The organism is Bacillus pumilus (assembly GCF_003431975.1).
GTDB lineage: Bacteria > Bacillota > Bacilli > Bacillales > Bacillaceae > Bacillus > Bacillus pumilus_N.
In genome coordinates, this window is the sequence record NZ_CP027116.1 from 3,207,507 (window position 1) to 3,228,824 (window position 21,318).

Annotated in this window: 13 protein-coding genes and 1 other RNA gene; 1 reads left to right on the forward strand and 13 read right to left on the reverse strand. The window is 37.3% G+C overall.

Annotated elements, in window-relative coordinates; all coding sequences use genetic code 11:
* Window positions 1–63 precede the first annotated feature (63 nt).
* From copZ to C5695_RS16705, 4 genes are all read right to left on the reverse strand, one after another.
* Window positions 64–270, reverse strand: coding sequence for a copper chaperone CopZ (gene copZ, locus C5695_RS16690; RefSeq protein ID WP_117731708.1), 207 nt, complete (start codon window positions 268–270; stop codon window positions 64–66).
* Between the two features lie 72 nt (window positions 271–342).
* Window positions 343–648 carry a metal-sensing transcriptional repressor gene (locus C5695_RS16695; protein ID WP_117731710.1) on the reverse strand — a complete coding sequence of 102 codons (306 nt, stop codon included), beginning with the start codon at window positions 646–648 and terminating at the stop codon, window positions 343–345.
* 106 nt (window positions 649–754) lie between these two features.
* Window positions 755–1,210 (reverse strand): DUF6376 family protein, encoded by a 456-nt coding sequence (locus C5695_RS16700; RefSeq protein WP_117731712.1) that lies wholly within the window; start codon window positions 1,208–1,210, stop codon window positions 755–757.
* A gap of 259 nt (window positions 1,211–1,469) precedes the next feature.
* Window positions 1,470–3,080 (reverse strand): histidine kinase N-terminal 7TM domain-containing diguanylate cyclase, encoded by a 1,611-nt coding sequence (locus tag C5695_RS16705; RefSeq protein WP_117731714.1) that lies wholly within the window; start codon window positions 3,078–3,080, stop codon window positions 1,470–1,472.
* 246 nt (window positions 3,081–3,326) lie between these two features.
* Between C5695_RS16705 and C5695_RS16710 the strand changes: the two genes are divergently transcribed.
* Window positions 3,327–3,581, forward strand: coding sequence for a hypothetical protein (locus tag C5695_RS16710; RefSeq protein WP_117731716.1), 255 nt, complete (start codon window positions 3,327–3,329; stop codon window positions 3,579–3,581).
* A gap of 255 nt (window positions 3,582–3,836) precedes the next feature.
* Here C5695_RS16710 and C5695_RS16715 read toward each other — a convergent pair whose 3' ends face one another.
* From C5695_RS16715 to rnr, 9 genes are all read right to left on the reverse strand, one after another.
* Window positions 3,837–6,791, reverse strand: coding sequence for a restriction endonuclease (locus tag C5695_RS16715; protein WP_117731718.1), 2,955 nt, complete (start codon window positions 6,789–6,791; stop codon window positions 3,837–3,839).
* 12 nt (window positions 6,792–6,803) lie between these two features.
* Window positions 6,804–8,714: a site-specific DNA-methyltransferase gene (locus tag C5695_RS16720; RefSeq protein WP_117731720.1), complete on the reverse strand. Its 1,911-nt coding sequence runs from the start codon at window positions 8,712–8,714 to the stop codon at window positions 6,804–6,806.
* Entirely contained in the window at window positions 8,707–9,435 is a 729-nt protein-coding gene (locus C5695_RS16725) for a DUF4391 domain-containing protein (protein WP_187441814.1), read from the reverse strand. The genes C5695_RS16720 and C5695_RS16725 overlap by 8 nt, the downstream gene beginning before the upstream one ends.
* The gene (locus C5695_RS16730; protein WP_187441813.1) at window positions 9,435–12,683 is read right to left on the reverse strand and encodes a helicase-related protein; all 3,249 of its coding nucleotides are present in this window, start codon (window positions 12,681–12,683) and stop codon (window positions 9,435–9,437) included. Before C5695_RS16730 ends, C5695_RS16725 begins: the two co-directional genes overlap by 1 nt.
* Window positions 12,684–12,701: 18 nt before the next feature.
* A complete protein-coding gene (drmB, locus tag C5695_RS16735) occupies window positions 12,702–14,432 on the reverse strand; it encodes a DUF1998 domain-containing protein (protein ID WP_117731725.1) in 1,731 nt (576 codons plus the stop codon).
* Entirely contained in the window at window positions 14,429–17,539 is a 3,111-nt protein-coding gene (gene drmA / locus C5695_RS16740) for a DISARM system helicase DrmA (RefSeq protein WP_233230749.1), read from the reverse strand. Before drmA ends, drmB begins: the two co-directional genes overlap by 4 nt.
* Before the next feature lie 282 nt (window positions 17,540–17,821).
* Window positions 17,822–18,183, reverse strand: a transfer-messenger RNA (tmRNA) gene (gene ssrA, locus C5695_RS16745).
* A gap of 176 nt (window positions 18,184–18,359) precedes the next feature.
* A complete protein-coding gene (gene smpB / locus C5695_RS16750) occupies window positions 18,360–18,830 on the reverse strand; it encodes an SsrA-binding protein SmpB (RefSeq protein WP_012011279.1) in 471 nt (156 codons plus the stop codon).
* A 139-nt stretch (window positions 18,831–18,969) separates the two neighbouring features.
* Window positions 18,970–21,312 (reverse strand): ribonuclease R, encoded by a 2,343-nt coding sequence (rnr, locus tag C5695_RS16755; RefSeq protein WP_117731729.1) that lies wholly within the window; start codon window positions 21,310–21,312, stop codon window positions 18,970–18,972.
* Between the last annotated feature and the right edge of the window lie 6 nt (window positions 21,313–21,318).

A 21,318-nucleotide genomic window follows, 5' to 3' on the forward strand; every position in this document is an offset into this window, starting at 1 on the left:
CTCCATGGGGGTATATTATATTTTGAAAAAAATACGTGCTGTCATGCAGCACGTATTTTCATTTTATACAACATCATATCCCTGTTCCTCAATTACATCAGAAATACGGTGTAACGTGACTTGATCTGGGTGAAATGAAACCTCCACCTCTCCTTTGTCTAAATGAACTGTCACAGATTCAACACCTGCTAATTCCCCTACGTTTCCTTCGACTGCTTTCACGCAATGTCCACAAGACATGCCCTGCACTTGAAGTGTTGCTTGTTCCACTTCTCATCGCCTCCATCAATCATTTTCTATAGTTTACTATACCCTAGTAGGGTATCAATGTAAACATAAATGCTATGATTTTGTCAGTTTCGTAAAGACTGTCATTAACTCTTCAATGGCTTCATCCCCATTGCCGCTCTTAATCGCATCTGCAACACAATGATGTGTATGCTTTTCCATCAAATGAAGACTGACTTTTTTCAAAGCCGCATTGACTGCGGAGATTTGATTCACAACATCTATACAGTAACGATCGTTTTCAATCATTTGCTGAATCCCACGCACTTGTCCTTCCACTCGTTTCAAGCGATTAATCAATTGGTCCTTTTCCTTTGAGGCTCTAGGCGAAGCCATATGTCTTTCTTCATGTTCTGTCATGTGATCACCTTTTTTCTATTATGACTTGTCTTTCCTTAAATTAAAGCATATCTCCACCGGAAAAGGCAAAGATATGCTGAGTAACATATATAAATCTGTGTTTGTCCTAGTTTGTTAGTTGTTCAATGTCCTGCAAAAGACTGACGGACTGCTGAAGCTGCTTGATTAATCCTTGCTGCTCCTCAAGCATAGCGGCAACGTCGATGTTATCCGCCTTCAATTGCTGTAAATACGTTTGAATTTCCTCTGACAGCACCTTATTTTTTTCAATGATTTGCGCATGCAGGTCTTCTGCTATTTTGGGTGCTGAGACTTCATTAAACTCTTGAATATCTCCCTTCAATGATTCTAGCTGCTCGGTTAACTCTGCTTTTTTGGCGGCATTTTTCACAGCATCTTGTGCGAGCTGTGGAAAGTCCTCTGTAAATTGCTGAATGTCCGTTACATACTCATTTGCCTCTGTCACATATGTCGTTGTATCACTTACTTGATCGAGCAAACCGGAGCATCCACTTAATACGAGTGTGCCGGAAAAGAGCAGGGTCATCACATATGTTTTCATGATTGATCATCCTTTCATCTGTGGGATTGAAAAGCAAGCATCACTTGTCCCGTTCCCCTCTCACACAGATGCAATAAGACCTAAAAAAGCCAGACCTTTGCCTCATGTGTGATAGGCAAAGGTCTGGCTAACATTGTTCATGCCGAAATGGCCGAGAAACAATCCTTGTTTCTGTAATGACGACCAAACCGTAAAAGCTACTCCCCTTTAGGAAACCGTTCAAATGTTATGTTTATCATATCGAATATCAGGACAATCGTCAATGAGAAGCCGGCGGCAGATCATGTTCTTGATACAGCATATAGTCCGCTCCAGTTGACGCATAAATCCGGTTGCGTCCTTGGCGCTTTGACATATACAAGGCTTGATCCGCTTCAAATAGAAGTGTTTCTAATACATTTGGATCGTAAGCGGTATGAGCGATTCCGAAGCTCGCTGTCACCCGCACTTTTTCCCCATCCGTCTCAAAAAAACTCGTCTCGAACGAATGTCTCATTCGCTCCGCAATATGACATGCCTCTTCAAATGAATGATGCGGCAGACAAATAGCAAACTCTTCTCCTCCATATCGTCCGAATAAATCGTCCATTTGTAAATGCTGCTGACAAATGGAGACAACATGCCGCAGCGCCTCGTCTCCAATATGATGTCCGTGCGTGTCATTGATTTGTTTAAAGAAATCAATATCAAACAGCATAACAGCCGTATCCTGCCCATCCTCTTCCAGGATCATCTGCGTTCGTTCAATAAAAGAAGAACGATTAAAAATATTCGTCAATCCATCAATATACGCACGACGCTCCAGCTCTTCCTGCAGCAAACGCTGCTCTGTCACATCACTGATCACAATTTGCCTACCCTCGACCTCTCCTCGTCTATTAAATAGCGACGATGCGGTCAGGTGATAATAGCTGGGCTGATCTTTTTCCTTTTTCCACATTAAATCATATTGCGAATGATCCTGCGGAGAACGCAGCCACTGAATGAAGTCATTTTCTTTGATGATCCCTGAGAATATATCGTCTATTTTATAGCCAATCCCCTTTTTATTAGAAAGTGCTGGAATGATTGATGCCGCAGCTGGGTTGTAATCTATAAGTGTCCGGTATCGATCTAAAATCAGAACCCCTTCAGACATATGCTCAAACACACGCTCCATCGCAATGGGAGAGAGCTTAAAAAGCTGGAAGGACATAATCGCCCATAGGTAGAGCGCATTGGTTAAAAACATCACCACAGGGACCGGATCAATATGCAGAGGCGTCACACCTAATAAATAGATAAAAGAGGTCGTGATTGGCAATAACATTCCCACTAGCAAAATGAGGATCTGCTTTAAATATTCTTTTTTTGTGACACGCAAAAACCAAACCAGCATAAAAATAGCGAGCATGGAACAGCCAAATGTATAGACGCCATGAATGATATACCAATAGCCAATGGTAAAGTCAGCCAATAAAAATCCGTCTACCGGGTTCATTGTAACGCTTCGGTAAAAGAGTGAGTGAAAAGAGTTGGTGAACACCATAATGGTGGTGAGAATTGGAATCAGTAAGATGAGAATCACGCGGCGCTTTGTGAAATATTGATGGAATCCCGTAAATTGCAGCACAATCATCAAACTGAATGGTGCGATGAACGGAAGACCTATGTATTGAAAACAAACCCAGAACATAATCTCCCTAGGTGTACTTGCCAATAATTCAAATGTGTGCCCAAAGATATAAATCGCAGTTGCTCCAGACATGTACATAAACAATTGACAGCCGATATACCGGTGGCGGTTCGCATGAGCAATGATTGATAATATCACGGACAGAATGCCAGAAACACTCATGATCACAATAAAATGTAAAACAATCGAATCCATGTAAACGCCCCAATTTCAGTTATTTAGAACTAGTCTAATATAACTATATATGAGGACGTGTCAAATGGGAAGGTGTGATTTTGATTTGGTTGGGGGTTTTTTGTAAAGTTTCGGTCGTTTTTTGTTGGTGAGGCCTTATATTTTCACTACTTTTTGCTTAATTTGAGATAGAGGTATGTTGCGCTCGGAGAAAAATATGTACAATGTGGGGATAGGGAATCAATGAAGAGGAGGCTCGGAAGGCATATGACTTTTTTGATTATTATGGCGGGGCTGTTTATGCTGATTCTTTTGGAAAAGCCATTTGAGAAGAGAACATCTGGATTGATATTTTTGGTGAGTTATTTACTGCTGATCGCAGTTTATGTGGTTCAAACAACGTTTGTGAGAATTGTATCAAATGGTTTGTTGATGATAATTGCGGTGATTGTGGTTTTTCCTTTGTTTGTGCGGTTTTTAGAGACTTATCCGAGGAAACATTTTAATAAAAGTCGATCATGAATAAACAATATCTAAGAATCACTCTAATTGGTCGTTAGAATGATATAACGATACAAATCTAATTCTAAGAATAAGCACTCCTCATGCTTATTCTTAGAATCACTAATGCGTATTAATTCCTCTTTCGACAACGTAATTCCCATTTGTGGATTATCAGTTTTGCGTGAGTTACCATGTCAAATAATAAGGTTTAATTCTTTCTTCAACCTTTTATTGATTCAAATAGTATACCGATGTGAAAAAGTGTCCTGACATTTAATAAACTTGATCTAGTTCAACTGCTCGCTTAAATGTAATACCTGTATTGATCACATCAAAGTGCTTTTCTCCACAACGGATTTTTTCTAATTCTGTTTTGCGTAAATCTTCTGCGGCTGTACTTCCTTTTGTCTCAACAATAAAGTACAATTTCTCTTTGCAATCTTCTTCAACAGATAATGCCCAGTCAGGGTTATAATTTCCAAGTGGCGTTTTAATTTTAAAGTCTGCAGGCAATTTAATATAAAACTTTACATTTGGATCTTTTTCACATGCTTCGGCAAAATCTCTTTCAATTTTAGAATCTACAATTACATGGTCATAAGTAGAACGATTATCTGAAACTTTCACAATGCTATCTTCATACGAATCAATTTCTTCTTGTTTGAATAAGCTTTGATCGTATACTTCTTCTGTTTCCAGTTTCTCATATTTAACGCCATCCACCATTGCTAAGCGTTTAGCTGCATTAATAATGCGCGCGGCCTCTAGCATATACATTTGTGGATTCACTTTAAAATCATGTAGCGTATCACTCTTCTTTAAAACCGCAACTAATGTTTTACGAGTTAGTTTCGTATCTTGCTGTAACTCCGTTAAAATATCAGGAGATTTTGTGGATTCTCGTTGAACAGTACTGAAACTTGTTTTTGTTGTTGTTTTTTCTTCGATACCACTTTCTTCGATTTTCAATTGCATTCGTTCGTATTCTAATTTTTGAATACGTACTAACAATTCATCCTTTAATTTTTTTGCCGCATCGCTAATGAACTGTTCACTATCAAATTGAATCGAATACGTCGTTTTATATTTAATGCGCTCCCACAGCTCAAGGAATGGCCCTGATAGCGCTTCTTTATTTAAACGAACCGTTTCTTTTTTCGCATGATCTTTAATTTCAATTTTCTCTGTATTAAACTTCTGTTCAATTGCAGCGATAACTTTCTCAGTCATATTAGGCGCAAGTACCGTATATTCTTCAGGTAGTTCAAATACTTGATCTTTAATTGCTTTCGCTAAGGTAACTGTACCTTTCCCTTTTGAATCTATGTATTTTTGCTCCGTTAAGTATTCAACTAGCTTTTTTGAATACTCATGACCTAAAGGTTTTCGATAACCTGTCAGTTCATCTTCCTCCAGCACAAGCGAGCTAAATGTATCATTCTTAAAAATACCGAACTCTATACCTTCTTTTTCATACTCATGCTGTAAGCCAGTAGCAAACTCTTCGTAGCTTTCATTTGCCATCACGGTTAACGTATTGACTTCGAATCCATGTACACGCTCACCATCTTGGTTAACAGCTATGCGAAGACCCCGACCAATTTTTTGTCGCTTCGTCAATTCATCTTTCGAATCAATCAGCGTACAAATTTGGAAAACATTTGGGTTGTCCCACCCTTCTTTCAACGCTGAATGCGAGAAAATAAAACGCAGTTTATGAGCTGTTTTTGTCTTCCTTTTTTCTTCATCATACATTGTCAGTAAATCTTCTTTGTCTTTCATAATGATTTGGAAGGCACTTTCATCCTTTTCTCCACCGTTTTTGAATTTGCCTTTTTTATCGATTGAGAAGTATCCATTATGCACTTCTTCCACAGGAATATGATAATCGCGAAGCTTTTTATATTTAGGGGATTTTAAGACGTCATTATACTCTTCTTCAAAAATTTGACCATATTCCCCTAAATAAGGCTTACCTTCCTCATCATATTTTCGATAGTTTGCTACGTTATCGATAAAGAATAGACTTAACACTTTAATTCCTAAAGCATTTAGCTTTAACTCTTTATTTAAATGTTCCTCAATTGTTTTACGAATTTGACCACGCTTCACCTCTAAGTCTGCGTAATGTGCTTGACTTAAATAAATGACAGATGGCTCGCCTGAAAACTCAATGTACTCATTGTCTTTTTCAGCCGATATATCACGAACATAACCAATCTCTTCATAAGCCGTTAGCTTTGTCTTTTTCACTAAGTCATCGTTTTTCTTTAAAGAAATAATCTTTTTCACAATGCCTGCTTTCGTTTTCACTAAAACCTCTACGGATGCTGTAACAGCAGTCTTCGTCGCTTTAATACCTATTAATCGTAAGTGAGCCACATTACCATCAATTGTGCGTTTAACTCCCGCTACTTCAATTTGTTTTACTAGCTTATTTTGATACGCTTCAACAGGTCCCAATTTATAAAGTAAGGGATAACCTTCTTCTTTATGCGTTGCAGAGAAGCGGAATACAAGCGACGGATTTAAAGCAGCAATTGCAGCCTTTGCATTAGCTGTACTATCTACACTTTGTGGCTCGTCAATCAAGACAATTGGATTCGTTTCAGCAATATAATCTTTAGGTGAAATACCATATAAGCTATCACGGTCGTTGCGGTTGAAAATATTATCTTCACTATTGAACGCTTGAATATTAATAACCATAATTTCCACATTTTCATTTGAAGCAAATGCTTGTATATTTTCTAATTTAGAGCTATCGTACATAAATTCACGATAAACAATTCCTTGCATTTGCGTTTTAAAATATTCTTTCGTCATTTGTATTGTTTTCATAACCCCTTCTTTAATCGCTACAGAAGGAACGACAATAATAAATTTAGTAAATCCAAATTTACGATTCATTTCTAAAATCGATTTTAAATAAACAAAGGTTTTCCCTGTTCCTGTTTCCATTTCGATATTGAACTGGGGGAAAGGTGATGGAATAGATTGAGCAATTGGAATACCTTGCTTAATTTGAATCTGTTGAACATTTTGTAGCAGTTTACTTTCTGATACATCAATTTTATTGGCAACACCTTTTTCACCAAATAGTTTTCCCTGTATATCTTGATCCATAATCGTAAATTCTGATTTACGAATTTGTTGACCTTCAAATACACTTAATACGGCGCCTATCGCATCTGATTGATATGTTAATTCATCAAATTGAATTTTCATTATTACTCACCTCTAAATCGTTAACAAGTTATCTTCTGGATAACCTGCATCTTTTAGAATTTCAAGACAGTTCAATTTATCTGAATCATTGTTGAAACCTGCATCGCTGAAAATGACGCTGCTTGTATCTGTTCCATGTTCATCACAGCGTGCAATCATGGCTTTTGCAATGTCTGGCGTAATCTCTTTTGATAAGCAAATAAATAAACTTCCAAAAGCAATGTCGTAAACTTTTTTCCCGTTTACTTCAAACGTTTCAATCGGATATGTTAATTCTAAACCTTGCTTTAACATAATTTCATACACAATATCTAGTTCAGAACGCTCATCGACAAATGGTGTTTCGTATAAATCTAGCTCGTCTTTTAAATTTTCAAAGTCGACGTTCCATTCACGTATGTTCGATGTACCGAGTTTTAATACTTTAAAACCGACATCTAAGGCTTCTGGATCTACAACTTTTTCGTCCAGCATCCCTTCTTTTTGCTGTTTTTCTCTTAACTCCTCTTTAATTTTCTCTCCAGCTCGACGAATACGTTCTTCACCGATATCACAAATCGTTTCGTATCCTTGTTTCGCTCCTTCCGATTGCTTCTTTAACCTTTCGGGAATTTGAACCAGAATAAATTTCCTTTTTCCACCATCTTCTGCATTTAATTTCATCACAGCATGTGCGGTTGTTGCAGACCCCGAAAAGAAATCTAAAATTATATCATCTTTTTTCATCGCAAGATTCATCATTCTCATGATTAGTGAAATCGGTTTCGGATAGTCAAAAACATTTTTCCCTAATAAATTAGCTACCATCTTTGTACCATCGTCAACAGTCCCTGTATCTTTATAATTCCAAAAGTTAATAGGAACAATCCCTTCACTTAATTCACTTAGGAAGCGTTTCAACCTTGGGAATTGATTTTCTCCATCCTTCCCCCAATAAAGTCTATTATCAGCTGCTAATGTCTCATATTGTTCTTTACTATATTTCCAAGCATTCACTGGATGTTCCACTTCTATTTTTTTAATAGGATTAAAAACTTTATAGCTTAGATTTGGACGCTCTGTTTTAGTTCTTTGACTTACGAAAGAGACACTCGTCCAGGGTCCCCTAGGATCATTATCGATATTTTTATAAATTAAATCATTTTTTGCTGTTCTAGGCTCTCTTAAATAATTTAATTTGTCGGATTTTCTATACATCAAAATATACTCTGTTAAATTTGAAAACATCCTTGCATCATTGTTTCGTGTATATCGCTTTTCCCAGATAATATTTGAAATGAAATTTGATTCACCAAAAATTTCATTACAAATTTTCTTTAAATTTTCTAATTCATTATCATCTAAACTAATAAAAATAGCACCATCATCAGCCAACAAATTCCTCGCCAACTTCAATCGTGCATACATCATATTCAACCAATCCGTATGGAATCTTCCGTTACTTTCGGTATTTGTTGATAAGATATTCCCATCATCATCAACTTGCCCAGTTTGTTCTAAGTAATTCTGCACACCATCTTTAAAATTATCTTTATATACAAAATCCTTCCCTGTATTATAAGGCGGATCAATATAAATCATTTTAATTTTCCCGTTATACGATTTTTGCAGCAGCTTCAACACTTCTAAGTTATCGCCTTCAATGTATAAGTTTTCTGTTGTATCAAAGTTTTTACTTTTTTCAGGTACTGGTCGTAGTGTTCCTTTTGAAGGCTTTTGTGTGCCTTCAATCATCTTTTTCTTGCCATGCCATGTGAACTGATAACGTTCCTGCTCTGTTTCTACAACTTCGCCTAATACCGTTTTCAGCATATCAAAATCAATTTTTTCACCATCAGTTAAGATTTCTGGGAATAGCTCTTTTAAACGTGCAATATTCTGTGCCGTTATATCTAAGGATTCACCATTCATTTTATTAACCATTGTCTTGCTCCTTTTCTATTAATGCTTGTTTCGCAATCTTTACTTTATTTGCTGCTTGTTGTAATTCAACCCGCATGTTCAATTGTGTTTCTTTTTTAGCCCGCCTTACATAATCGTCAATTTGTGCGTCCATCACGACCAGTTTCTCCAGCAAATTATTTTTTAAAGAAATTGGTGTATAAATCTTATATCGAGATTGTAATTCTAATTGTAGTAAACGCTCAAGCCATGATTCATAAAACATTTTTAAATTTGTTTTACTAAGGTTTTCAAATTTCAATTGTTGTTCAACCTGTTGCAGTGTTACGACTTCCTTTATTTCATAAATAGTATCACTTACTAAGTATCCATCTTTTTTCTTAATGTGTGTGGAGAATAACCATTTCGTATTTGAACCATCAAAGAATATAATTACTAAAGGATTCGGCATAATACTCATAAACACCTTATAAATTTGCACTGCCTTTTTTAAATCCTTTACGTTTATAGCTAAAAAAACGATTGAATCATAACGCTCTGTTTCACTTTCAAATGTATCGATATTTGTATTGCTCGCTTGGATCGTCGCTAAAATACGAATCCCTCTTGATACAACATGCTCAGAAATGATTTTTTTCTGAGCTGATGTTAGCTTGTTTTCCATTTGATTGTACGGCAATGTTTTCATAATTTGAGTTGCTTTCGGAAATCCAATTGCCTTTAATAACTCCGCTTCATTCATCATAGTTCGTCCTTTACAACTAAAAATGAAATGAGTTCAATTTCATTGTCACCTAAGTCCAACTGTCTTTGTAATGTATTTGAACCGAAGCTAAACAAGCTTTCAAAGCCTACCTCTTCTTGTTTATCTTTAATAATATCAATTGATTGCCTCAATAAGTCTTGATAATGCTCCATCTCCGCGGCATCGTTTGTTTGTTTATTAAACCATTCAACTGAATTTAATTCTGGTTGTTTTTTGCCTAGCGTTAATTTACGATAAACATCTAATATGTTCTTCGCATGTGTGTAATGTATAAACGCTTCGCCCTCATTTGTCACATACAATAAAATGTATGGTGCTAAACTATTGCTTTCAACAGCGATTTCTTTATGCTGTTTGAAACAAAAAATCACACCTGATTTTGCTTCAGGCAAATCGGCATTATTTACAACCGCATACAAACCTTTTGGTGCAGCTGCAAGCTCTTTTCTATAGGACTTTAATGCGGTACTTAAATCACTTTTGAAATCGGTGTATGTTAAGTCAGTAATCGATATCGCACCTGAAACTTCCTCTAAGTTTAACACATCATTTTGCAGCGCTTTTAATTGATTGCGACGATATTCTAAATCATTCATTTCTTTCGATGACGTATCTAAAATATCTTCCTCCCCAGAGGCAGAAGTATTTAATATTTTCATACGTCCTTTCACACGTTCTTCTAAATTGATATATTCATCTAATTCCATATTCGGCCAAAAGTTGACGAGTTGAATTTCTGTATTAGTTGAACCTATGCGATCAATACGTCCAAATCGTTGGATGACACGTACTGGATTCCAATGAATATCGTAGTTTATTAAGTAATCGCAGTCCTGTAAGTTTTGTCCTTCTGAAATACAGTCGGTCGCAAAAAGTATATCAATTTCATCTGTACGTTTACTGTCCACCTTGTAGCGTTCCTTCGATTTTGGTGAAAAGTTCATTAAAATATGATTAATATCTTTGACACGAACGCCTTTTAAGGTACATTTGTTCGCTCCACTTCCGACAACTAACGCAGAATGAAGTTGTTTATTAAGTAAACGCTCTGAAAGATTATCGTACAAGTACTTAGCCGTGTCAGCGAACGCTGAGAAAATAATAACCTTTTTATTGCCTGGATTAATTGGATTTTCAATTTTTCCTTTTATTAAATTGACTAATTGTTCAAGTTTGGCATCACGTACAGTTGAAATTTGTGTTGCTTGTTGTAATAGTTCCTGTAATGTGGCTAAATCGGCACGCAAATCTCCTGCCCATTTCAACGCATCAATATCATTTAATTGAATTTGTACTTTGTCACTACCTACTGTAATCGCTTCGAGCTGTTCGTCATCTAGCTCCGTATCATCATATTGTTCCGAATATGTTCGCTGATTTTGAAGCTGTAATGTTTGGAGTGTATCTTCAATTCGTCCAACTAATTTTTCAAGCGTCAGTCTAAATGAATGAATAGAACTTTCTAAACGCTTGAACAAGTTCACCTTCATTAAAGCTGCTACTGCAAACTCACGGTCTGTTTGTTTAAACGTCGATTGGCCACCCTTTACTCTAGTATCATACAATTCTTCATAATACTTTCGTTTATGAGGTAAAACGTATTTCATTGGCTGATAAATACTAAAGCTCAATGACTCTAAACGCTCATTGACTTCGTTCATATTAACAAATCGGTGTTCTGTATCAACATCGGCTTTAATAGAAAGCGGCTTCAACCGAGTTGGAAAACTACCAATATCGTTGACATTATAATATTTCTCAATGTGCTTACGACTTCGAGCAATGGTTAGTAAATCAAGCAATTGGAAGTAGTCTTGCTCAACTATATTTAAAAACTCTTCTGTCGTTCGCTTTGACGACGGCAAAGCTGTCCAACGATTGAACGACGCTTGTGCCGTGCGTAACGTTTGCTCAATACTATCTATACCTTCTTTTTTAAGTGCCTTATCGTTATCTTCCGTTATAAAGGCAATTTGATTTTTGATATCATTCATTTTATTATTTACAGGTGTAGCCGATAGTAATAGCACCTTCGTTTTTACACCTTTTTTAATGATTTCCTGCATAAGCTTTTGATAGCGTGTTAATCGACCCTTATGCGCATTGTTATTTCGGAAGTTGTGCGATTCATCGATTACTACTAAATCATAATTTGACCAATTGATTGTATCGAGACGAATTTCACCCGACATACCACTTTCGCGATTTAAATCGGTATGATTTAACACATCATAGTTAAAGCGGTCTTCATTTAACACATTTCGTTTATCATTTTGCGTATAAACCGCCCAGTTATCTCGCAGCTTTTTCGGACATAAAACTAATACACGGTCATTTCGTAGCTCATAGTATTTGATGACAGCGAGTGCCGAAAATGTTTTCCCTAGCCCCACACTATCCGCTAAAATACAGCCATTATAGTTCTCCATTTTATCAATCATGCCTATTACACCATCGCGTTGGAACGGGTACAGCTTATTCCAAATGAACGTATCTTTAAAGTTCAATCCTTCTTTAAGAATATTATCCTCTGAAAGACCTTCTAAATTCTCCGTGAAAATATTATATAACGTTACAAAATAGAGCCACTCCGGCGCATTTTCTTTTTGAAAAGCATCTAGTTGCTCTAAAACTTCTGCAGTAACTTCTTTCGATTTTGTTTCATCTTTCCAAATTAGGTCAAATTCTGCAAGTAAGTTTTTTGTAACACCAAGTGTCTCTTTCATAACTGTATAGCTTGCTTGACGTTTTGAAGGAGTAATGCCTAACCCATCTGCTGTAAACTCAATTTCCGATTGAATAAAAATGTCCTCATCCATTTTGTTTTTAATCATGATTTGCTTAGGGTACGAGCTGTCTCCTAAAATCGTCTTAAACTGGGCGTGTTGATTGATCCATTCTGATAACTCTCGTGCAATTTGTTTAGACTGCATTTGATTTCTTAATGGAATTTCAAACTGGTTTCCTTCTAAATCGAGCTGCTGGCCTTTTCTTTCTACTAATTTAAATTGATGATTATCATCAATTTCTTGTTGATAAAAGGTTTGCTCTGTAAAGAGAAAGCGAAAAGATTCCCCTTTCGCTAACGCTTTTTTTAATTCTTTAAAAATATTCATACTCAATTTTGCAGAGGCCACTGCAATTTCCGAGCCGTTTTTTATTTCACCTTTCATTACTTGAACGAGTGTGTTATTCCCTTTATTATCGACTAAATCTATTTTCAAAATTCAGCACCTCTTACATTACATTTCTAATAATTGATCAAAGTAACCGTCTTTCTCATTCGGATTAATGTTGATTAATGTTCGACGATCAAGCAATAAATTTCCCCATTCACACGAAGTTTCGGAAACAAATGTACATGCATGACAGGCCGCGCCATTTGCTGAAGTATGATACTCAAATTCCCCATCCGAACAGATTGGATCAGATGAACAATAGCTCATCTTTTCTAATGCACGAATAATTATGGGTAATAACTTTTCGCTTTGAGCCAAGTTTGTTAATCCACCTAAACTTCCTTCTGAATCTCCAGAGGCAGTGTATATAAATGCACCATACATGTCATCGTTTGCATAAATACGTTCTTTTAAAGACGTCGTTGTATAGCCGCAATGTGCAGCTAGTTCCTGCAACAAAGCATGGCTAAATGTATGCAACAAAATTTGGCGTGGCAGAATATCTAATGGTGACTTTTTAAATTCTTCACGCTGGGTATTATATGCTCTTACAATAGCACTCGTAATTTGCTCAGTTTGTTCCCATTGGAGCAATTTTTCTAAATTAAATTGAAAGAAAATACCTTCACCGTAATTTCGCACAGCTGGTAACCATTTCGGTTCGCTTGTTATAACAACCGGCTGTGTTTTCGATTCTTCATCTGTAAATCGGTCAATGTAGTCTAATCGAGTAAATTCTTTTAAAACTTGTACTTCAGGTACAGAATCCACACGGAAAACCCCATCAAAATACGGCACTAACGTTGGCGCAATATCAACCTTCTTAGATGAAAAACGTTCTTCGTTTATTTCATCCTGAATTAGCGTGTTCCACTCTTGCTTTTTAATTGATTCATAGGTAGAACTTTCTGAAAGCGTTATTGAACCATCTAAATACTGCTTAATAGCAGGTATAAAAGAAGAAGGGATATTTTTAAAATTACATGCCATTTCAAGACCTGCTTCACCCATACTTAGATATGCTTTACTAAAATTTTCTTTATCTTTTTCTACTAAATATAGAACCTCAAATTCTGAGCTAGATGCTGTTAAAGGCACTTGTAAAAAACTCATAACAGAAGGTGAATAAACATTAGATGCGCCACGCAACGTCGTTTTCATTTTACAATTACATTTCTGTTTGGCAGTATTACTAATCCAGGGTCGTTCCCCATGACAATCAAATAAACTATGATTCTCTCTTTCCTCAGGCTTCATAATACTCCCTAAACTTTCACTATGCTTACAGTGCAAGCAAATCACGTGTAAATCAGATAAAGACCCACTTGAGCCACGGGTTTTTAGCATTAATCGTGGATCTTTAGATTGTTCTGTACAAGGCTTATTTCGATGTACCCATTCTTCATAAGGAAAATCTGACAAATGACCATTTTCACATGCTAATACAAAGCGGCTTGCATAAAGCTCCTGAATGTCATCTTCATTTTTCCGCGTACAATAATAACAATTAGTATTATCATAATTCGTCATATTATGGCACTTCGGACAGATTTTCCATTTAGGAAACTCAACCGCTTTAATTTTTTGTTTATCAGGATTTTCATTTAAAATGCGTACGTGGTCAACTCCTAAAAACGATGTAATTCGTACATCTTTTTCTTGAGGCGCCCTTCTTGTTTGCCACTGATCTGCTGATTTCACGATGACGCTTTGATATAAAAGTTCAACGATTGCTCCTGGCCCTGATTGGTATATTAGTTGGGAAGGTCTGATTGTTTCATTTTGTTGATTCATGATTTTAACACCTCAATTTCAATGGCTGCTTCTACATTTCTTAATGACATCATTGCTGGAAGAGCATCTTTTACATTCACTTCTTCATTAAAGTTTTTTAATAAGTAAGCTTTAACATATTTTGATTCTTTGTAAGCTAATGTATCTTCAGCGTGCTTCCAAGCTAATTCTCGCCACCATTCTAATAAATCCTTTACTTCGTTTTCAATGGTTGCACCATTAGCATTTTGAACTCTTTCTAAAAATTGAACGGTCTCTGTATCTACTTTATTTTGTAGTTGTACTATTTTTTTCGGACTTTGCTCAGCGTTGATTTCCATAATCGTTTGACGCATAAATCCTATAAACGTACCTGTTAACCCTTTATATAAAGCACCTTTTGCAAAAGGTGTTACACTCATCGTTTCTACATGACGGTAGAGTGCTTGATGGTATGCTTTAAAACGCTCAAAATGCGATAAATCTCTAGACCGTAGTGAATTAAGAAGAACAAATACAACGCCTGGATATTTACGTCCAACACGGCTCGTCGCTTGAATATATTCGGAAGTCGTTTTCGGTTGCCCTTGTACAAACATTGTCCCAAGTCGGTCCACATCGACACCTACTGAAATCATATTCGTTGCAAGGACAGCATCAAGAACACCTGCTTCATCTAAAGTTTTCTCCATTTGTGTTAGTAGCTGTGGAATTTCTTGTGCTTTTTTGCGGCTCGTTAATTCTTCAACGGCTAGATCATGTTCAAATTTATTTGTTGGATCTAGCATATTTAATCTTGAGTTTACTTCATCTTTAAAAGTAGTAACCATACTTGCCAATTCTTTAACCGTATTAAAATAGCCTAGCATTGTATAATATGGATCTACTTTAAACTTTGGCTCACTTCTTGTTATCGTTGCATATGCACTATATGTTTGAATCGCTTGAATTTTATTACTAACTCCTGGTGCACAAATTCCTACATAGCATCGCCCTGGCTTTTCAGAAGTTGGAACCTCTTTTGAAACAAAATTATCGTTTGCTTTTTGAACAGCTAATGGGAACTGCTGCATTTCCCGACCGTATAAAGCTCGAATTTGCTCATCCGCACCACTAATTGTTGCTGTTGAAGCAATTACTTTAGCTGGTCTTCCGTTATTTCTTGTTAATAGATCAGTTGCTACCTCATATAAACCTGTTAAAGAGCCTAATGGTCCTGAAATCAAATGAAGCTCATCTTGAATAATTAATTCAGGTGGTTTCAAACGATTAATACGACTGTATCCCCTTGGGATAGAATTACTATATTTAAATCCTACCTCACGATGATACACGTTTTTATTACCAAAGAGTTCATGCATATCTTGTTTCCAAGGTAACTGAGCAATTTTATCTACCGTACCAATTAGCAATGTTGGTAACTTCAGATATATTGCCTCATCAACTGTATAAACAGGAATTCCGTGTTTAAATGCACACGCTTTATTAGAACAACAAATTTTCTGTGAATTCGTGTTAATTTCATACTGCTCCGGCCCTAGTTCCGAACCACACCACGGACAGTTTATTAGTTGAATAGGATTGCCCGTCTTAACTTCTTTACCGTCTCGTAATTGTTTAAGCTTATCCATTGCATCTACAAATTTATTAGGAGATGAATCCTGTCCAATCCAAAGCCCTATACTAAATGGCTCTTCTCCAAATAAATTTGCATTTGGTTTACGCAGAACTTCGGCGGCACAAATTAAAGCTGCAGCTCGCTGGAATTGTTGCGTTGTTAACAAACGCAATGTGTAACGCATAAAAACTGTAATTCCAGCATACTTGTCTACTTGTTTTGGGGCTAATAATCGGCGATATGCCATGACATAAGCTGCCACACCTAAATAAGCCTCTGTTTTACCGCCCCCAGTTGGGAACCAAATTAAATCAACAATTTCTCTATCTATATGCTGTTCATCAGATATACCGGCAACATTCATAAGTAGAAATATTAATTGGAATAAACGCCATTCTCCATCTAATGTAGGTTTTATTCTCTCTCCAGTAGTACGATACGTTTGAGCCACACCTGATTGCGCTCGTTGCAAAAGCATCGCACGGTTTGCAAATTGAAACGCCAAATAATATAAGGAATTATTACTTTTTGTAACCAATGAAATGCCTTCTTCTAGACGTTCGATTGTATTTTTTACTTTTAAAATATTTTGTTCTGCTTCACTCTTTAAATAATCAGGTAGCTCATTAACTATTTTCGTTTCATGATTCAACCATAATTTATATGCTGATGGTATAACACTTAATTTTTCTTTTAAAATGTCTACAGGATATTCACTTAAATCCTTCATCTTAAATGACTGATTTTCGATCTTACAATGTTCTACATTCGGCAATTCAAAACGTGGCATCCATGTTGAATAAATCGCTGTAATATTTTCGACTGTTTTCCAATCAACCCCCACGCCATGACCGATTGCTAATTCTTCTTTGTCACGATAAAGAAGTTCATTTTGGACATGATACTGATCAGCTTTAGATGTAAATTTAGCAACATGAATTGTAGGTATATGTACTTTTAAAGAGCTTTGAAACATCACTTCATCTTGTTCAGGATATTGATTTTCTCTCTTTAAGCTATTCATTAAAAAAATATTTACGTGATATAAGTTATTTCTATAATTAACGGTATAACGCACTTTTCCATACTTAGATTCATTTAAATTTTCTAATGTGCCTGTTCTCTGATTTGAAAGGTCAATTTTCCAATTTTCCGCTTGTGGTAGACGCTTATGTTCTTTGTCCTCATAAATAGCCCAAGAAGCTTCAATTTCAACAGTTGTTAATTTTTTAAGTTTAAAACTAATGCCCATAGTAGATGAGCGGAACAGTTTTTTTAATGTAAGTTGTTCATCTATCTTTTCTTCACTGACTTGCACATGCGTTTCTATTGCATTATCACGTTCATTTATAACATCTGATGTTGAACCAAACGGAACTAACTTCCCTGTTAAATAAAATTGCATTGGGCGTATATTCTTTCCAAGAATCTCATCTTGCATTCGTGGACCAATTAAATATGTTTCTAATTCATGAATTAATCCTTTTCGCAAAACTGTATATTGCTTCATTTGAAAATTCACCCTCCCTCTTTAGATAATTTCATTGTAGCACCTTGCATTTCTGGATAGGTAATATTTCCCGATAAAATTTTAAGTTTAATCTTAAAATTAATTCATTCCTTTTAATTTCTATTTATTCCCTTAGTTAAACCAACCAAAAGCAAAAATTAGAATTTTTAATCAATTAAACTTTTACAAAACTATACAAAAACAATTTAAAGACATAAAAAAAGCGCCTAAACGTTGTTATCCAACGTTTATGGCACTAAGTGAAATGCAAACCATTTCTATGTATGGAGACGGTGGGAGTCGAACCCACGTCCAGAGACATCGATTACTTAAGCGTCTACGAGCGTAGTCAACATATTTGGTGTTCACTCATCCTCATGCCTGCTGACGGGCGCTTGGAGAGCTAGTCTGATGGATCTCTTCTTACGTCCTCAGACGAAAACGTAAGCGTAGCCTACTTCATTGGGCTCCTCACAGACACATAGGCGATGTCAGGAAGAGCTCGCTGCACTTATTAGGCAGCTAGTGCTAAGTTTTGGTTAAAACTTTTAGTTTTGCCAGTTACATTTAGTGCGTGTTAACGAGATCGCCTCTCGGCTCGCAGCTCAAGCTCGAACCGCCCCTGTCGAATCCGTAACGTCCCCTTGTAAAAGGGATATACGGGATGGAAACGTTCAGCTTAACTGCTTCCGTATATAACTATTATAACAACCTCATCGCCCGAAACAACTGGTGGTTTCTGTCAAAATAACGATGATTGTTTACTGCATAACATATTGTAGCATAATGCTTCCGCTCTCAGCAAGCCATCTGCATCAGGCTAGAATTGCTTTTGACGATCACGGAAGGCACGCTCGATTTCACGTTTTGCATCTTTTTTCTTCAGATCTTCACGTTTATCGTATTTCTTTTTCCCTTTACCAATTCCGATCAGCACTTTGGCAAAGCCATTTTTTAAGTAGAGTTTCAGAGGTACGAGTGAGTAGCCTTCTTCCTTTGTCGCACCAATCAATTTGCTGATTTGCTTGCGATGAAGCAGTAGCTTTCTCGTTCTCAGCGGATCATGGTTATAACGGTTCCCCTGCTCGTATGGGCTTACGTGCATGTTGTGAAGAAACACTTCTCCTCGCTCGATTTTGGCAAAGGAATCTTTTAAATTCACTTTTCCTGCACGAATCGATTTGATTTCAGTTCCTTGTAACACAAGGCCGGCTTCATATGTTTCTTCTATAAAATAGTCATGATTTGCTTTTTTGTTTTGGGAAACAACCTTTCCCTCTCCCTTTGGCATTAGCGTACACCCTCCTTTTGACACAAACACGGTCCAAATCGTACGGATTATTTTATCAAACAATCCAGCTTTCGACAATGCTGACGCTATGTGGTCAAAAAGCAAATAGAGCGTGATGCCCTATTTGCTTTTTGTCACGTTACTTTTTCTTTTTACGCTTTTGTTTTGGTGCGTTATCAAATACGCGTTTTTTCTTTTTCTTCTTCTTGCGGCCTGTGAACCAGTCACTTCCGCCTTTATCCTCTTTGGCTTTATCTCCAGAGGCATTTTGACCTCCGCGCCCTTTTTTCGCTGGTGAATCTGTCCGTTTTTTAAACTTAAAATCTTTCGGCGATTTACGGCGGGTGCCTTTCATGCCGACGATTTCAAAATCAATCGAGTGCTCATCTTTATTGACATTCACCACTTTGACTGTGATTTCATCACCGATACGGTAGACATTTCCTGTGCGTTCACCGATCATGGCAAAGTGCTGCTCATCAAAGCGATAATAGTCGTCTGTCATGTAGCTGACATGGACAAGACCTTCAATTGTATTCGGCAGTTCAACGAATAGTCCGAAGTTCGTCACGGAACTTATCATACCATCAAATTCTTCACCGATTTTATCAAGCATAAACTCTGCTTTCTTCAGGTCATCTGTTTCACGCTCTGCATCAACTGAGCGGCGCTCCATCGTAGACGCATGATCTGCGATTTCAGGCAGCAGCTGGCCCCACTTTTCAAGAGTTGCTTCGTCTGTCTTTTTCTTAATCAAATACGTTCGGATCAGTCTATGCACGATTAAATCCGGATAACGGCGGATCGGCGATGTGAAATGTGTATAGAATTCCGTTGATAAACCAAAATGGCCGATGCTTTCTGGATCATACTTCGCCTGTTTCATAGAACGAAGCATCACAGTTTGTATCACAACTTCTTCTGGTTGATCCCTTACAGCATCAAGTACACTTTGAAGTGCACGCGGATGAATGTTCGTTGATGTTCCTTTCACAATGTAACCAAACGTCGTCACGAACTCTAAAAAGCGCTGCAACTTTTCAGGATTTGGTTCTTCGTGAATTCGGTAAATGAACGGAACATTCATCCAATGGAAATGCTCTGCAACGGTTTCGTTTGCAACAAGCATGAATTCTTCAATTAATTTCTCTGCAACAGATCGCTCGCGAACTACAACGTCTTTTGCTGCTCCTTCATCATCTACAAGCACTTTTGCTTCCTTGAAGTCAAAGTCTACAGCTCCGCGCTCCATCCGTTTTTCACGAAGAATCTCTGCAAGCTTCTCCATCTCTTGGAACATTGGTACGAGTGGCTCGTATTTATCTAAAAGCTCCTCGTCTTGATCAACTAGAATTTTATTGACATCGGAATAGGTCATTCTTTCCGTCGTTTTGATCACACTTTGGAAAATCTCGTGTTTAACGACCTTCCCGCTCCGATCAATGACCATTTCACATGACAGTGTGAGACGATCGACCTTCGGATTCAATGAGCAAATACCGTTTGACAGGCGGTGCGGAATCATCGGAATGACGCGGTCAACGAGATACACACTCGTTCCACGCTCATAAGCTTCTTGATCAATCGGGGAGTTCTCTGTCACATAGTGAGAGACGTCCGCAATGTGCACCCCTAGCTTGTATTTGCCATCATCCAGCTTTTGCACCGTAACGGCATCATCTAAGTCCTTCGCATCTGCTCCGTCAATCGTCACGATCGTTTCGTTGCGCAGATCCCGTCTTCCTTCTATGTCTTTTTCATCAATCGTTTCAGGTGTATCTGCTGCCTGCTGGAGCGCTTCTTCTGGGAACTCACCTGGCAGGCCATGTTTATGAATGATCGATAAAATATCAATACCAGGATCATTTTTATGACCAAGAATTTCAGTTACTTCGCCCTCTGCACTCATTCTTCCTTCTGGATAGCTGGTCAGCGTCACAACAACCTTATGGCCTTCGACTGCTCCGTTTTTAGCAGATTTCGGGATAAAGATATCATTTGTAATTTTTTTATCATCAGGAATGACAAAACCAAAGCTTTTCGTTTCTGTATAGGTACCGACAACCGTCTGAGTATTACGCTCCAGGATGCGGATGACAGTTCCCTCTTTTTTTGTTCCATTTGATTTGTGACTGACACGAACCATGACGGTGTCGCCATTCATCGCTGTGCCTAGCTCATTTGGCGGAATGAAAATATCATCCTGTCCAAACTCTTCTGGCGTCACAAATGCAAACCCTTTGGCATGAGCAGATAGCTTTCCTTTTACCAAGTTCATTTTTTCTGGCACACCGTAGCGGTCGCTGCGAGTACGGACAATAAGTCCCTGATCCTCTAATATCACAAGTGCTTTGACGAGCTCTTTATAATCATCAGGATTGGTAATTTCCATCATGACTTCTAATTCTTGTACCGTTAACGGTTTGTACGCCTCTTCTTGCATAAACGCGAGTAATTCATCCATAAATTCTTCTTTTTGCACACTCTA